General features: G+C 28.7%; 16 protein-coding genes. 4 read left to right on the top strand and 12 right to left on the bottom strand.

The genetic code is table 11. The annotated features are described in order from the left end of the window. Position 1: 1 nt before the first annotated feature. The 3 genes from CLV91_RS04125 to CLV91_RS04135 all read left to right on the top strand — a co-directional run bounded on the left by CLV91_RS04125 (position 2) and on the right by CLV91_RS04135 (position 2,416). A complete protein-coding gene (locus CLV91_RS04125) occupies positions 2 to 337 on the top strand; it encodes an arsenosugar biosynthesis-associated peroxidase-like protein (RefSeq protein ID WP_121064259.1) in 336 nt (111 codons plus the stop codon). 103 nt (positions 338 to 440) lie between these two features. Further along, a complete protein-coding gene (gene arsS / locus CLV91_RS04130; RefSeq protein WP_121064261.1) occupies positions 441 to 1,496 on the top strand; it encodes an arsenosugar biosynthesis radical SAM (seleno)protein ArsS in 1,056 nt (351 codons plus the stop codon). A 302-nt stretch (positions 1,497 to 1,798) separates the two neighbouring features. Further along, positions 1,799 to 2,416, top strand: coding sequence for a TetR/AcrR family transcriptional regulator (locus CLV91_RS04135; RefSeq protein ID WP_121064263.1), 618 nt, complete (start codon positions 1,799 to 1,801; stop codon positions 2,414 to 2,416). Position 2,417: 1 nt separating this feature from the next. On the opposite strand, the gene CLV91_RS04140 is transcribed toward CLV91_RS04135, so the two are convergent. From CLV91_RS04140 to CLV91_RS04150, 3 genes are read right to left on the bottom strand one after another with little or no spacing between them, the layout of a single operon-like run. Then, a complete protein-coding gene (locus CLV91_RS04140) occupies positions 2,418 to 3,461 on the bottom strand; it encodes a glycosyltransferase family 9 protein (protein ID WP_245987135.1) in 1,044 nt (347 codons plus the stop codon). A 12-nt stretch (positions 3,462 to 3,473) separates the two neighbouring features. Further along, positions 3,474 to 4,076 carry a DUF4254 domain-containing protein gene (locus CLV91_RS04145; protein WP_121064267.1) on the bottom strand — a complete coding sequence of 201 codons (603 nt, stop codon included), beginning with the start codon at positions 4,074 to 4,076 and terminating at the stop codon, positions 3,474 to 3,476. A gap of 30 nt (positions 4,077 to 4,106) precedes the next feature. Continuing rightward, positions 4,107 to 5,042: a DUF6427 family protein gene (locus tag CLV91_RS04150; protein WP_121064269.1), complete on the bottom strand. Its 936-nt coding sequence runs from the start codon at positions 5,040 to 5,042 to the stop codon at positions 4,107 to 4,109. Positions 5,043 to 5,082: 40 nt separating this feature from the next. On the opposite strand from CLV91_RS04150, the gene CLV91_RS04155 reads away from it, so the two are divergent. Beyond that, positions 5,083 to 5,304, top strand: coding sequence for a DUF6341 family protein (locus CLV91_RS04155; RefSeq protein WP_121064271.1), 222 nt, complete (start codon positions 5,083 to 5,085; stop codon positions 5,302 to 5,304). Here CLV91_RS04155 and purD read toward each other — a convergent pair. The 9 genes from purD to CLV91_RS04200 all read right to left on the bottom strand — a co-directional run bounded on the left by purD (position 5,299) and on the right by CLV91_RS04200 (position 15,501). Continuing rightward, complete coding sequence (gene purD, locus CLV91_RS04160) at positions 5,299 to 6,570, bottom strand: phosphoribosylamine--glycine ligase (RefSeq protein ID WP_121064273.1); 1,272 nt, start codon at positions 6,568 to 6,570, stop codon at positions 5,299 to 5,301. The genes CLV91_RS04155 and purD overlap by 6 nt on opposite strands. A 51-nt stretch (positions 6,571 to 6,621) precedes the next feature. Further along, entirely contained in the window at positions 6,622 to 7,593 is a 972-nt protein-coding gene (locus CLV91_RS04165) for a UDP-glucuronic acid decarboxylase family protein (RefSeq protein ID WP_121065704.1), read from the bottom strand. Between the two features lie 19 nt (positions 7,594 to 7,612). Then, a complete protein-coding gene (locus CLV91_RS04170) occupies positions 7,613 to 8,965 on the bottom strand; it encodes an exopolysaccharide biosynthesis polyprenyl glycosylphosphotransferase (protein WP_121064275.1) in 1,353 nt (450 codons plus the stop codon). A 77-nt stretch (positions 8,966 to 9,042) separates the two neighbouring features. Continuing rightward, on the bottom strand, positions 9,043 to 10,161 hold the full coding sequence (locus tag CLV91_RS04175; protein WP_121064277.1) for a glycosyltransferase: 1,119 nt from the start codon (positions 10,159 to 10,161) through the stop codon (positions 9,043 to 9,045). Between the two features lie 28 nt (positions 10,162 to 10,189). Further along, the gene (locus CLV91_RS04180) at positions 10,190 to 11,239 is read right to left on the bottom strand and encodes a glycosyltransferase family 4 protein (RefSeq protein ID WP_121064279.1); all 1,050 of its coding nucleotides are present in this window, start codon (positions 11,237 to 11,239) and stop codon (positions 10,190 to 10,192) included. Further along, positions 11,226 to 12,455: an O-antigen ligase family protein gene (locus CLV91_RS04185; protein WP_121064281.1), complete on the bottom strand. Its 1,230-nt coding sequence runs from the start codon at positions 12,453 to 12,455 to the stop codon at positions 11,226 to 11,228. The genes CLV91_RS04180 and CLV91_RS04185 overlap by 14 nt, the downstream gene beginning before the upstream one ends. Further along, complete coding sequence (locus CLV91_RS04190; protein ID WP_147406401.1) at positions 12,452 to 13,534, bottom strand: O-antigen ligase family protein; 1,083 nt, start codon at positions 13,532 to 13,534, stop codon at positions 12,452 to 12,454. The genes CLV91_RS04185 and CLV91_RS04190 overlap by 4 nt, the downstream gene beginning before the upstream one ends. A gap of 213 nt (positions 13,535 to 13,747) precedes the next feature. Next, a complete protein-coding gene (locus CLV91_RS04195; RefSeq protein WP_121064285.1) occupies positions 13,748 to 14,929 on the bottom strand; it encodes a glycosyltransferase family 4 protein in 1,182 nt (393 codons plus the stop codon). Positions 14,930 to 14,982: 53 nt separating this feature from the next. Further along, positions 14,983 to 15,501, bottom strand: coding sequence for an acyltransferase (locus CLV91_RS04200; RefSeq protein ID WP_121064287.1), 519 nt, complete (start codon positions 15,499 to 15,501; stop codon positions 14,983 to 14,985). Between the last annotated feature and the right edge of the window lie 6 nt (positions 15,502 to 15,507).

A 15,507-nucleotide genomic window follows, 5' to 3' on the forward strand; every position in this document is an offset into this window, starting at 1 on the left:
CATGGCAGATTCTTATTACGACCCAAAAGATTTAAGAAAATTCGGAAAAATTACCGAATGGAGTGAAAATTTAGGAACAAAGTTCTTTGACTATTATGGGGAGGTTTTTAAAGAAGGAGCTTTAACAGCCCGCGAAAAATCTTTAATTGCATTAGCTGTAGCACACACAGAAAAATGTCCCTATTGCATAGATGCCTATACAAAAGATGGATTGCAAAAAGGAATTACTAAAGAAGAAATGATGGAGGCTGTTCATGTAGGTGCTGCAATAAAAAGTGGTGCAGCCTTAGTACATGGTGTGCAAATGATGAATAAACATGATAAATTATCTATGTAACCTCCTAAATATTTGAAGGAAAACAAAAAAATATTTTTATTAAAATGAAAGTAATGCATAAAATAGAGTACTAAGCATGTATTACTTTTACTAATTAGAAAAAATGGCTACAAAATCATTACAAGCAAAGGGTGAAGATCTAGCAATAGCTAATAAGCAACTAGAAATTTTAAATGGAGGTATTTTCGCTGATGGAGAACTTCCTTATTTTAAGGATAATATTGCTAAAATTGGTCATTTTCCTTTACGTCCAAAAAAGTTAGAAATTCTTCAGATAAATGTTGGTTATATGTGTAACCAAGTTTGTGAGCACTGTCATGTAGACGCTGGTCCTGATCGTAAAGAGATTATGACTCGTGAGACTATGCAGCAGTGTTTAGAAGTAATAAAAAACACAGGAGCACATACCTTAGATTTAACTGGAGGTGCTCCAGAAATGAACCCTGACTTTCGTTGGTTTGTAGAAGAAGCTGCTAAAGCTGGTATTAAAGATTTTATTGTACGCTCTAACCTAACTATTATTAGAGCAAATAAGAAGTATTATGATTTACCAGATTTCTTTAAAAAACATAATGTACATGTAATCTCATCTATGCCACATTATACCCGTGGAAAAACAGACAAACAACGTGGTGATGGTGTTTTTGATAAATCTATTAAAGCATTGCAAGAACTAAATGAACGTGGCTATGGTATGCCTGGTAGTGATTTGCGGTTAGATTTGGTTTATAATCCATCTGGTGCATATTTACCTGGAGACCAAATGGCTTTACAGGCCGATTTTAAAAAGGCTCTTAAAGAAGATTTTAATATAGATTTTCATAATTTGTTTGCAATTACTAACTTACCAATAGCACGGTTTTTAGATTACCTAATAGCGTCAGAAAATTATGAAGACTATATGTATGCATTAGTAGAAGCATATAATCCTTCTGCTGTTGCAAATGTTATGTGTACCAATACTATTTCTATAAGTTGGGATGGTTGGTTATATGATTGTGATTTTAACCAAATGTTAGATTTAAAGGTGGCTAGTAAGGTAAAACATATTAAAGATTATAATGAAGATATATTAAATGATAGAAACATAATTATATCGCAACATTGTTATGGTTGTACTGCTGGTTCTGGTAGTAGCTGCCAAGGAACAGTTGCTTAAAGAATTTTTTTCTGCGTAGTTCCCTCGGCAGGAAAAATGTTTGCAAAACCTCTATTAATTTAGGGGTTTTTGTATTTTAAATCTCCACTTAAAAATTAAAAAAGACCCGTTTATCTTATTTATATTACCGTTTAACAAACTAGGTAGTTTGTAATTATAGTGAAGATAATGGTAGTTCATCGGGCTTTTTACATTTTAACGATTTTACACTACACTACACCTTTTAAAATACTAGCAAAACTAAGTTCGGCGGTTCTTTGTATAGAGACTTAACGGTCTGTTTAACCCAAAACCCAAATCTTATGAGTAATAGTATAAAACGCATGGCTACCATGCAAAGAATGCAAGTAACAGGACTAGAATTAATCTACAAAAAAGGATATTACAACACTAGTGTAGACGATATCTTAAAAGAGCTTTCCCTTTCTAAAGGTGCTTTTTACTATCATTTTGATTCTAAAGAAGACTTTTTTGTTCAAATTATAGACAACCTTATTGTGCGTAGAGTATATAGTATGTTAATTGAACCTATAGAAGGCCATGACAATCCTTTAGATTTAATTACAAATTGTTTTGATAATGCTCTGGAAACTGCAGTTCATAATGAAATGGACTTTGGTTTTATGTTAAGTAATTTAATTGCCGAATTTAACGGTAAAAATGATACCATAATGAAACATTTAACCGATGTTTTAAAAATATGGGAAGTTAACTTAGTTACTACATTACAAAAAGGAAAATTTAATGGTTTTATAGATAGGCATGTAGACTGTGAAGGCGTTGCTACCTATTTAATGAGTTCTTTTATTGGTATTAGAACACTAATGACCGATGTTGCTCCAAGTGCACGTAAATACAGGTTTATGGCACAATTAAGACAATACTTAAAAAGTATAGAACTAAAACCAGAAAACGTATAGATTACTTTTTACTTAAAATTTCAATAACTTTTTGAACTACAGTTTTGGGTTCTATAGTATACATTACCCTTTCATAACCCTCTGGGAATTTATTTCCGTAAACAGATGTTGGTAAAAAAGGGTATTGTTTAGTATCAGATGTTAAACAATTTTCCATCTCTTGCCCAAAAGGAGCAAAACCAGCATAAGGGTGTGTAACCCCCCAAAGTGTAATTGTAGGTAAACCATACATTGCAGCTAAATGAGAGTTACCACTATCCATGGCCAACATAACATCTAGATTAGAAATAAGGGTAAGCTCTTCTTTAAAAGGCAAATTACCTGCAATATTTATACAATTAGTATAAGTCTCTTCTAATTTTTGAAGTTGCTTTTTTTCCGATTTTCCGCCTCCAAAAAGTAAAATAGTATTCTCATTTGTAGCGTCTATTTGCTTAATAACCTTTTCCATTAATTCCAAAGGATACATTTTTCCTTTAAAAGCTGCAAAAGGGGCAATTCCTATCCATTTTTTTGGAGAAGATCCTACTAATTTTACAATAGTATCTTCTATAGGCTCTCTTTGTAAAACATTTTCTTTAGAAAGGTTTATGGTATACCCTAATTTTCTAAAAACGTCTGCATATCTTTCAGGCGTAGTTTTTAAAGGTTGTATGGTCTTAACTTTAAGAGCCGTTAAATCCTTTTTCTCTTGTCTGCCTTTATTTATTTGAACAAAAGGAATAGAGCCTAGTACAAAGTATGTTTTTAAAATATTACTTCGTAAAACATTATGTAAATCTGCCACTTGGGAAATACCTAAATTTTTAAGCTCTTTAGATAGTTTTCTTAAACCAAGAACACCCTTATGTTTCCCTTTAACATCAGCCTCATATACCTGCACATTTTTTAATTGCGCAAACATAGGTCTAAAAAAAGCTCTGGTTAAAACCGTAATTTTTATTTGAGGGTTTTGTTTAATTAATGTAGAAAGCACAGGAATAGTCATTGCTACATCTCCCATAGCGGATAATCGAATAACAAGAATGTGCTTTTGTGTGCCCACAAGAAATTGTATTTATTTTTGCCCCCTAAGAACTGGGTTTAGCTCATCATCATTATACATTTTCATTTGCTTATAAACCTTCATAAACTTAGAGCCTTCTTCAATATCTAATAATAATTGGTCTATTGCAGTAGTAAGGTCTTTTTTTTGCTCTAAAAGAACATTTAATTTTGAAGTACAAGTAGTTATATGTTCTTTAGAAGCATCCTTACGGTCTACTTCTTCTTGCATATGGTAAATTTTTAATGCTAAAATAGATAAACGATCTATTGCCCATGCAGGACTTTCTGTATTTATAGTAGCATTTTCTTTTACTTGTACCAATTGGTATTTATTTAGAAAATAACTGTCTATATACTCTACTAAATCTGTTCTGTCTTGGTTACTAGCATCAATCTTACGCTTTAGTGTTAATGCTGCTTCAGGGTTAATTTCTGGATCTCTTATTATATCTTCATAATGCCATTGCACGGTATCTATCCAATTTTTTCTATACAAAAGATGGGAGATTTCGTTCTTTGGATATGGGTTATTAAAAGGCTGCTTAACATCATCCAAAACATGATATTGCTGAATGCTTTTTTCAAAAATATCGAAAGCAAATTGACTAAACATAATAATAAATTTTAAACAAAGATACCTATTTTATGATAGGAATAAAGTAGAACAAAAAACTAATAAAGGAACTACAATACTAAGTATTAATGCTACTTCTTTATATTTAGGTTTTTCTATAGATTCTACATAGTTTGTGAAAAAAATAGCAGAAGAGAAAAAAGTAAAAATAATAGGATTTCCGTTGCCAAAAGTTAATAATACAATTACTAACCCTAAAAGAAAAACATAGGAAATTAATCGCATAGTAGTTACTTTACCAACGCCTGAGGCACCCATTTTAAGAAAAGCTAATACACTAATAAAAATATTTAGTAAAATGTAAATACTATATTTAGCATTAGTTCCCCAATTTAAAAAGTAGTCTTTATTAAAATGAAAATTAAAGGTATACTGCTCTAAAAAAAAGGAGGAGGAATTTGCTAAAATTAAAATACTATATGTTATAGAAGTAAAAGCAACTATTCCTACAATTGGTACTAACCAATTTCTTATATTTTTAGGCTCGTAAATATAAATTGCAGCAAAAACAAGTATTAAAAACAAAAGAGACCAATTGTAAAATAAGGACGCTATTAAAATCCATAAAGTGGCATCAAAAATTTTTAACTTAATACTTTTTAAAGATTTTATACTTAATATTCTTCTAATTGCTAGCAACAAGAAAAACATACTTACTATAGCCTTACTATCTAGTAGGGTTTCTGGAAAAACAAAACATAATGCAGCAAAAATTAACATTGCAAAAGAATTTGCACCAGTAATTTTATTACGCTGAATAATAAAATTAGCAACAAAAACACTGCTCATTAAAATTACTATTACCGCAACTCTTATAAGTATTTGTTCTGTTTTTAATGCTGCATTAGGAAGATAAAATTGTACTAACCAATAGAGCAAAAACAAAAAAGTTACTACAATTATGTAGTTTATTGGCTTTGTTTTGCCAAAAATGCTTGAAATCATCCTTGATTTTTATATTTTTGCACCGTAAATATACTATAAGATGAAAGCATTTTTTGAAAGCATACAAGATTTATTTGTAAATGTACTATTTGCTCCTTTAGACACATTACGTTTTATGGAGAGCTGGTGGGCAGCAAATACCCTTAATTGGATTTTTATGATAATAGGATCAATAGCTATGGTTTATTGGATGCTAGAATTAAAAAAATACAATGATAAAGGAGAAGAAGATAAGAGTAGCACAAGCCACTCTTACTTATAAATCGAATCCTAAGTCCTTACGATAATTCATCTTATCAAAATGTAGTTTTTCTATGTTTTGATAAGATTTTTTTAGTGCTTCTTTGAAATCTTCTCCATAAGAAGTAATTGCCATTACACGACCACCATTAGTTACCACTGTACCATTTTCTATTGTTGTTCCTGCATGGAAAACTAAAGAATCTTCTATCGTATTATATCCTGTAATTTCTTTACCTTTTTCATACGCTTCTGGATATCCGCCAGAAACGGTCATAACCGTAGTTGCTGTACGATCATCTAACTCAATATTTATAGTATCTAAAGTTTGTTTCCCAACTGCCTGAAAAACCTCTACTAAATCATTCTTAATTCTTGGGATAACAACCTCTGTTTCGGGATCTCCCATACGAACATTGTATTCTATTACTAGAGGATTATTATTAACCTTTATTAAGCCAATAAAAATAAATCCTTTATATGGTAAGTTATCCTTTTTAAGACCTTCTACAGTAGGAATAACAACTTGCTCATGTATTTTATCCATGAACTCTTTATTTGCAAAAGGAACGGGTGAAATAGCTCCCATGCCTCCGGTATTTAATCCAGTGTCTCCTTCTCCTATACGTTTGTAATCTTTAGCTGTTGGTAGTACTTTATATCCACTCCCATCTGTAAGAACAAAAACAGAAAGCTCTATACCATCTAAAAACTCTTCGATAACAACAGTAGCACTAGCGTTACCAAATTTAGAATCTACCAACATTGCTTTTAGCTCATCCTTTGCTTCTTGCAAATCTTTAAGAATTAAAACTCCTTTACCCGCAGCTAAACCATCTGCCTTTAACACATATGGTGCATTTAAGCTTTCTAAAAAAGCATACCCTTCTTCCAAGTTTGCAGAGGTAAAACTTTCATACTTAGCAGTAGGTATATTATGTCTGTACATAAACTCTTTTGCAAACTCTTTACTACCTTCTAAAGTAGCTGCTGCTTTTTGTGGGCCAATAACAGGAATATGCTTTAAAGCTTCATCTTTTAAAAAATAATCATGAACTCCGTTAACCAAAGGATCTTCTGGCCCAACAATTACCATTTCTATAGCGTTCTCAATCACCGCTTTTTTTATAGCTTCAAAATCATTAACACCTATTGCTAAATTAGTTGCAATTTCTGCTGTTCCTGCATTACCAGGTGCAACAAATAAATTAGATAATTTAGGGCTTTGTTTAAGTTTCCAAGCAAATGTATGTTCGCGGCCTCCAGAGCCAAGAATAAGTATGTTCATGGTAAAAAATTTTGGCAAAAATAGGCGATGCCAATTTATAATTTAAGTTTTCTAAGAAAAATTACGATGTTCTTTTTTTTGAAGCTCCTCTTTGGATAGGGACTTAAAATAATCAAATACAATCTTTAACCCTTCAGAACGCTCCACTTTAGGCTCCCAATCTAATATTTCTTTAGCTTTAGAAATGTCTGGTTGTCTTTGTAATGGATCATCTTGTGGTAAAGGTTTATATATAACTTTCTGAGAAGTTCCTGTAAGTTTTATAATTTCTTCAGCAAATTCTTTTATAGTTGTTTCATGCGGATTACCAATATTAATAGGGTCTGTATAATCACTCATTAATAATCTATATATCCCCTCTACTTGGTCATCTATATAACAAAAAGAACGTGTTTGTGAACCATCACCAAAAACAGTTAAATCTTCGCCACGTAATGCTTGTCCCATAAAAGCAGGAACAACCCTACCGTCATTTAAACGCATTCTAGGGCCATAAGTATTAAAAATACGAACTATACGGGTGTCTAACCCATGAAAGCGGTGATATGCCATTGTAATAGACTCCATGAACCTCTTAGCTTCATCGTAAACTCCTCTTGGGCCTATTGGACTTACGTTGCCATAATATTCCTCGTTTTGCGGGTGGACTAATGGGTCTCCATATACCTCTGAAGTAGATGCTACTAGAATTCTAGCATTCTTTTGTTTAGCTACACCTAAAAGGTTTAAGGTTCCCAATGATCCTACCTTTAAAGTCTCTATAGGAATTTTAAGGTAATCTATAGGGCTTGCTGGAGAAGCAAAATGTAAAATATAATCTAACTCCCCAGGAACATGAACAAATGTACTAACATCATGATGTTGAAATTCAAAATTCTTTAAGGGAAAAAGGTGTTCTATATTCTTTAAATCTCCTGTAATAAGATTATCCATACCAATTACATGATACCCTTCTTTTATAAAACGATCACATAAATGTGACCCCAAAAATCCTGCGGCTCCTGTAATTAGTATTCTTTTCATTTTATTGTTTGCTTTCAAATTAATATGCCTTTTCTTCTCCTCTAATAGCATTTATTATTGTTTGAATAATAATTTTTATGTCCATAATAAATGACCAATTCTCTACATAAAAAATATCAAAACGTATTCTGTTTTGAATATCACTTTTTTTTTCAATTTCCCCTCTATAACCTCGAACTTGAGCTAAACCAGTTATGCCTGGTTTAACAAAATGGCGCAACATATATTTATCTATCGTATTAGCATATTCATTTGTATGTTTTAGCATATGTGGCCTAGGGCCTACAATAGACATATTTCCAAAAAAAACATTGTAAAATTGAGGTAGCTCATCTATACTTGTTCTTCTTATAAATTTTCCAATTTTAGTTACCCTCATATCATTTTTTCCTGCTTGAATAGCGTCTGAAGAATTATTTACCCCCATAGATCTAAACTTAAAGCATTGAAACTCCTTATTGTCAAAACCAGTTCTTTTTTGAATAAAAAAAACAGGTCCTTTAGATTCTAATCTTATAAGTATTGCTAGTATTGGTCCAATCCATATTAAAAGACCAAAAATTACAATTAATGAAAAAACAATATCAAAGGTTCTTTTTAAAAAAGCATTAATTGTAGTATGCAATGGAATATCTCTTAATGAAAGAATAGGTAGATAATCATAATATTCAAATTTTAATTTCTTAGAAAAAATATTTTTATTATCTGGTAAAAATTTAAGAGTCTTTAAATTATTATCTGCAAAATTAATAAACCCTGTTAATTCTTCATTCCCTAATTCTGAAACAGAACAATATACTTCATCTATTTTATTATCAACAATAAATCTATAACAAGTAGTTGGATCAAAATTATCTCTTTTAGGGTCAAATTGATTTACAAATTGAAAACCAAATTCTGTTCTTTCCTGAAAAACTTCTATCAATTGATCCGTTTTTTTATTTTTTCCTATTACAACAACTCTTCTAATGTTTCCTTTAACACTTTTTCTATATTTCATTAATAGTAAGTAATTCAAAAATTTTATAACTCCTATACTAACTAATATCAAACCAAAATATTGAGCCATTGCTAGTCGGCTCATATTAGGTTGTTTAAAAAAGCCTATAAATGCATATAATAACAATCCAAAGAATACAAATTGATTAAATAACTTACGAAGTATATATACTACTTTAGAATACCTATATATTTTATAAAATTCGTTCTTATAAGAAAGTAAAATCCATGAAAGAGATAAATAACTATGGAATAAGATAGGAGTCTGAAAATTAATTGGCATATAATATGCAAATAAATTTATGACCAATAAATCTATTACTAAAAAGATTGGGGTTATATACCCAGAAAACCTGTGTTGCTTAAATAGCATTAATCATCTAAATTTTTCTATAAAAAAGAAATACAATGTATAAAGATACTTTTTATTTAGTGTTTAACAATTATTAACTAAATACCTTTGCTTTTAAAATCTAAATATTTTTTTTCAACAAAGTTTTTAATTTCTTTTTGAAACCTATCTACACTAAACTTTAAAGCGTGTTCTCTTATTAATATGGGGTTAAATTCTAGCTTGCTAAAATTGTTTATTGCCTTAATAATAGCTTGTTCAGACTGTTCATAAAAAAAAACTCCTGTTTTATTATTAATCACTGTTTCTTTAAGACCTCCCTTTGCATAAGCAATTACAGGTGTTCCACAAGATTGGGCTTCTACAGGCACAATTCCAAAATCTTCTTCTGCAGCATAGATAAATGCTTTAGCTTTTTGGAGATGAATTTTCAATTCATTCCCAGAAATAAAACCTAATAATGTAATATTCCTTTTTGCAATTTTATTTATTTTTTTAAACTCAGGTCCCGCACCAGCAACAATTAATTTTTTATTTGGCATCTCATTAAATGCTCTAACTATTAATTCTACTTTTTTATAAGATACCATCCTAGAAGCTGTAAAATAATATTCTTCTTTATTTTCATTTAATGTAAATAAATCTGTATCAACTGGAGGGTATATTACTGTTGCTTCTCTATTATATATTTTTTTAATTCGACCAGCCACAAAATTAGAATTTGCTATAAAATAATCTACTCTATTTGTATTTAGTATATCCCAATTTCTTATTTTATGCAAAACATATTTAGCATAAATTCCTTTTAACCCATTATTTAAACCTGTTTCTTTTAAATATTGATGGTATAAGTCCCAAGCATAACGAACGGGAGAATGACAATAGCAAATGTGCAATTGATTTTGGTTGGTTAGAACTCCTTTTGAAACGGATGCTGAAGAACTTAATATTAAGTCATACTCTGTAAAATCAAATTGTTCTATTGCATATGGAAACCATTGTAAAAATTTTTGATGCCCTTTTTTTGCTGTAGGTAATTTTTGAATAAAACTAGTCGTAACTTTTTTTCCATTAAGAATTGCTTTACGATCTTCATTTTTTAAAAAATCTACTAAAGCAAAATGGTCAAAATCTTTCCAAATAGAGTTAAAGGATTTTATTACTTTTTCTGCCCCTCCGTCTACATAATACCAATCGTGTACTAAAGCCTTTTTCATTTTTTTTTAATATTAGAAAATACTTAGTCTATATATTTTCATTAATAATTTTAAGTACTTTTTTAGCACTCTTCTCCCATGAATATTTTAAAGATAAATCCTCCTGCTTAATTTTATTCTTATTTAGATTTTTAAGCCCTAATAAAATATTGTTTTTAATATCATTAATAGAGTACGGGTTAAAAAAAAACACATCATGATTTTCACATACCTCTCTAAAAACAGGAATATCAGAAACAACAACAGTTGTTTGTTGACTTAAAGCTTCAATAATAGGAATCCCAAAACCCTCATACAAACTAGGATATACAAATAAAGTGGCTCTTTTATAAAACTCTACTAAATCTGCATCTAAAATATTGCTTAAAAATTTAACCCTAGTATTGTCTTTCTTAATATAATTTTGAATAAAATGCTTATTTACATTACCAATAATATATAAATTTAAATTGGGGTCATTTATTAAATTAAAAGCATCAATAAGACTTTTAAAGTTTTTCCTTGGGTGATGTGAAGAAACTGTAAGTATATATTTTTTATTTAATAATTTATTTTTAACATTTTCATGAAATTCATTACTTAAAAAAAAGGGGGCTACGGCGTTATATATAACTGAAATCTTATTCTCATGAACACCAAGTATTTCAATAATTTCATTTTTTGAAGTTTCACTTACAGTTAATACAAAAAGTGCTTTTTTAACTATTCTAGGAATTAAAAAATTATAAAATGTATAAAATGATTTTGAAAACCATTCTGGATGTACTTTAAAACATAAATCATGAATTGTTACTACTTGGTTTTTGATAAAAAGAGGAGCGGTATTACACAATGAAATTAATAATGCATTTTTGCTAATAACATATTTTTGAAGTGTAATTTGTTCCCATGCATGGCCACTAAATGGTCCTATACATTTTACATTTAATTCTTTTGCAACATCAACATGAATTATATTTTTTGGAGAAACAAAAATAATATCTGGATTTAGTCTTTTTAACTCTTTAGAAATTTCTATTCCAAATCTTTGTACACCCGTAATTTTTTGGGTTAAAAATCGTGCGTTAACTATTATCATTTTCTAAATAAGTTCTATAATAAAAAAGAGAATTAAAAATACTAAAAAGTACAATTCCTGTATTCCTATTTATTATATTCTCCGTTAGGAAACATATTAAGAAGAAAACAAGAAAATAAAAGTAACTATTGTCATTTATTATCAATGCTCTTTTAAAAAATAAAATAAAACTATATACAATGATAATAAAACCTAACAAACCAAAGCTTATATAAAAATGAAAATATTGATTATGTGTATTATATATTTTTTTTTCATAAACATTTGTATTAAAACTCTTTTCGTAGCAACTATTTAACACCCCTTGAACACTACCCGTTCCAAAACCGTAAATAGGAACCTGTTTACTTATTTCAAAAGCACATTTATAAATCCCGTTTCTTATATTAAATGAATTATGGTGAATCCCTTCTGGATAAAAAGATTTAGTTGTTGATATTTCTTTTATTCTACTATTTAGTGGAGAAAAGAAAGTAACAAAAACAATTGAAATAAAAAAAAGAAACAATAATAAAAGAGCTCTTAATCTATTTTTATTATTCTGTATTATTATGCATGAAAAAACAATTATTAAAGCCAATAAAGGACCTCTACTACTAGCAAGTAAAAGTGTTGGTATTATTACTAAAACAATTCCAACATTAAGCCATTTTTTTTTAAATCTATTATAAAACAACAAAATTAAAGCTAAAGCTAACATTAAGCTTAAATAAATTGGGTGTTCATGTATAATAGGAATTCTATCTAGTTCTGCTCTGAGGCTTACAACACTAAAATAATCTGAATTTTCTATAAGTATTTTCCCTATCAATATTTTATAGGTAATAAATAAAAATACTACACAAGAGAATATACTACTAGCTATTATATAAATTTGGATAAACGTTTTTATTTTAATTGAATCATAAATTTGACAACAGAAAATTAATAACGGGAAAAGAAAAAAAACATAACTCCTTTCTACAAAAGAAAAACCATTTTTTATATCTAAAGACCAAAATAAACCCATTAAATACATTGTAAATGGTAATGAGAGCCAAAATAAACTTTTTAATATATCTTTTTTATTTAACAATGATTTAGATTTTGTAATATAACACCATACCCCAGCAATAACAAAAAATAAAATTGCAATATTTACCATTGCCATACTTAACAATGGTAAAACAGCTAGGCTATATAATAAAATATGTCTAACCATTTTTATGCTCCTCATAGTAACTTTTCTTTATCTCTATTTTGCCTTATTGCCAATCCATAAGGTATTGCTAAATATACCCATAAAAAAAGCATTATAAATGATGGAAAAGCGTTCAAAGAAATGTACATAGCTAACAACCCCCCAGTAATAATAATGTTTTTAAGTTTTAAAGCTGTTCGTAACGTTATTATCAAGAAGGATAAAAAAAGAACAAACCCAATAATACCATATTCTGCCCAAATTTCTAGATAAACATTATTTGGAATTGCTCTAATGTTATCTCTGTTAAAAAAATTTATAGACCATTTTGAGTGGTTATCTACTATATTTAAAATGGTATTATATTCATCATAATGCAACCCATAATTATATGGCCCTACCCCAAAAAAAGGATTATCAATACCTGCTTCATATGCTATATTTCCTGTTAAATACCTATCTACCTTAGAAAGGTTAGATGTTGTAAGGGAATTTAAAGGGGTAAAGAGTTTATCATGTACATATTTTTTATAGAAATCTCCTTTAATAAAATATACTAGTAATATCATTAAAAGGGGGATTATTATAAGAATTATTCTTAGTACTTTTTTCTTTAAAAAATAACTTTTAAAATACACACCTAATAGTAAAATTGCACTAAAAATAGAGATTGTAGAAAAAGAAACAAGAATAGAGACCATAAGAAACCATGCTATCTTTATTTTATTTAAATAAAAAGCTATAGTAGCCGAAAGCAAAAGATATAACCCAAAATAATTTCCTTCTTTAAAAGTTCCACATCTAACAATTCCAACTATTTTTTGTGGAGACTCATCCATGCCGGGAAGGCTTAAATATGGAATATTAAAAGCTGATGATATTGCTAAATACCACCCATAAAATGCAGCTATAACAGCACCTTTTATCCAAAAATTTAACGCTCTATTTCCTCTACTTAAGAAAAAAATTGCAAGAAAAAAAGCTCCAACATTAAGATATATATATATTAAACGAAGTAAACTATCAGGAACTCTTGCTATTCTATATGGAATGTTTTTTATAGGATAATTATAAACCCAAGGAATATTAATAATAAATGAAATTGTAGCTAGCAACAAAAAAAATATTAGAACATCTATTTTTCTTATAGTATTAATATAATCTTTCTTTAATTTTAATTGTAGTGAAAAGAAAATTATAATAAAAAGTAGAATTTCCGATACCTTAAGTGGGAAAAATAAATGTACCGTTAAAGCCTGCGTAAATGGTAAGAAAAGCAAAAAATAGTTAAAGAATACACTGGTTTGTATTTTCAAAGTTATATATTTTTAATATTCTTTCTTATAGTTATTTACTACACTCTCTGAAAGAGTAAGCCATTTTTCAATATGATTGCTTAACGAGAAAAACGCTAGATCTTTAATAGCTTTCTCTTTATCAATAATTTTTTTTTGTATTATTGAAGTCTCTAAGCTTTGCTCTGTTAAAATAGAAATACCTCCTATTTTAACAGATAACTCTTTTAAACCACCAACATTATTAACTAAAACAGGTAGGTTGTTTTTTATTCCCTCAAGAGCAACTCGACCAAAGGGTTCTTCCCATAAAGAAGGTACTACTAAAAGGTTTATTTTTTTATAAAATTCATCACTATTTACATGCCCTATAAACTCTATATTTAATTTTTGAAAATTCTTTTTAATTGTATTTATAAAGTCATCACTTCCATTGCCTGCTAAAAATAATTTCCAATGTAACTTATGTAAAGGTTTTGATGACAACATTTTTAACAAATATAAGACTCCTTTTTCTTCTGAAATTCTACCAATATAACCTATTTTATATATTTTCTCATCAATTTCTGTGGTACTATTAATCGAATTAGAAGCTACTGTATTATATATTACATTGTCTAGGGGGTTTTTGTTTAAACCAAATTTATAATGTCTTTTCAAAATAAAATCGCTAATGCCAATAGTTGCAAAACTATATTTATTTACTAATTTAATTTTTTGATTAGCAGTTAATTTACACAACATAGATTGCTTTTCTGAATTACAACCCCCATGATACATGGTTGCTTTATAACATAAAAGGTAATAATCTCTTAACGTATTTACTATTGGAATTTTATTTTTATGAATAGTTTTTAATATATAAGGAGAAAAACCACTTAAATTATTGGCATTAACAATATCAGGTTTGGTTACTTTTATAATATTATTAATTTCCTTTGTGTAAAACGGATTAAATGAGTCAAGTAAATGCCATATAACTTTAGACACCTTTCCTTTCTTCGTCTTTGTAAAAGGAAAGTAAATGTTTTTAATTTTTAAACGGTAAATAGTAACTCCATTTTTATCCTCTTGGTTATTCTTTTTATTTGTTAATGTTAAAACAGAAACAGTATGCCCTAATGTAACAAGACCTTCTGCCAAAAGTTGTACAGATTTTTCAGCCCCACCAATTTGATAAGGATAATATAGGGTATTTATAAAAAGAATGTTCAATCTCTTTGTTTTAGTTATTCAGTTTTAGATTATGAAAATAACAAATAATTGTTTTAATGGAATGCTTCTAATTTTTTTAATCTGTAATAGTGTTCTTTATCTCTTTCAGAAAATTTGCTTGCTGGATGACCTCCAACAATTGCTAATTTCATAACATCTTTTACAACAACACTACCTGCTTGGACAATTGCTCCTTCACCAATAGTAACACCTCCAAGTATTGTAACATCAGACCCCAGCCAAACGTTGTCTTCAATGATAACTTTTTTAATAATATAAGTGCTATCATAGGGCAAACTATTGCCATTATAATTATGAATATCAGTAATTATTTTACAATTTCTTCCTGAATGAAAATTATCCCCAATATTTACCTCTCCAAGGCCAAAGACACGTAAACCGTTAAAATTAATGTTACTACCTATTTTTGTATTCTTTGTTAAAAGAGTGAAGCCATTCGCAGTTAACTTTCCTCTTTTAAACCCAACACTTAAATTAGCAAGATATGTAAAAAAATATTTTGAAAATCTTCGATAAGTATCATAACTAAATTTTATTACTTTTTTTATCATATGTTA

Source organism: Maribacter vaceletii (assembly GCF_003634105.1).
Lineage (GTDB): Bacteria > Bacteroidota > Bacteroidia > Flavobacteriales > Flavobacteriaceae > Maribacter_B > Maribacter_B vaceletii.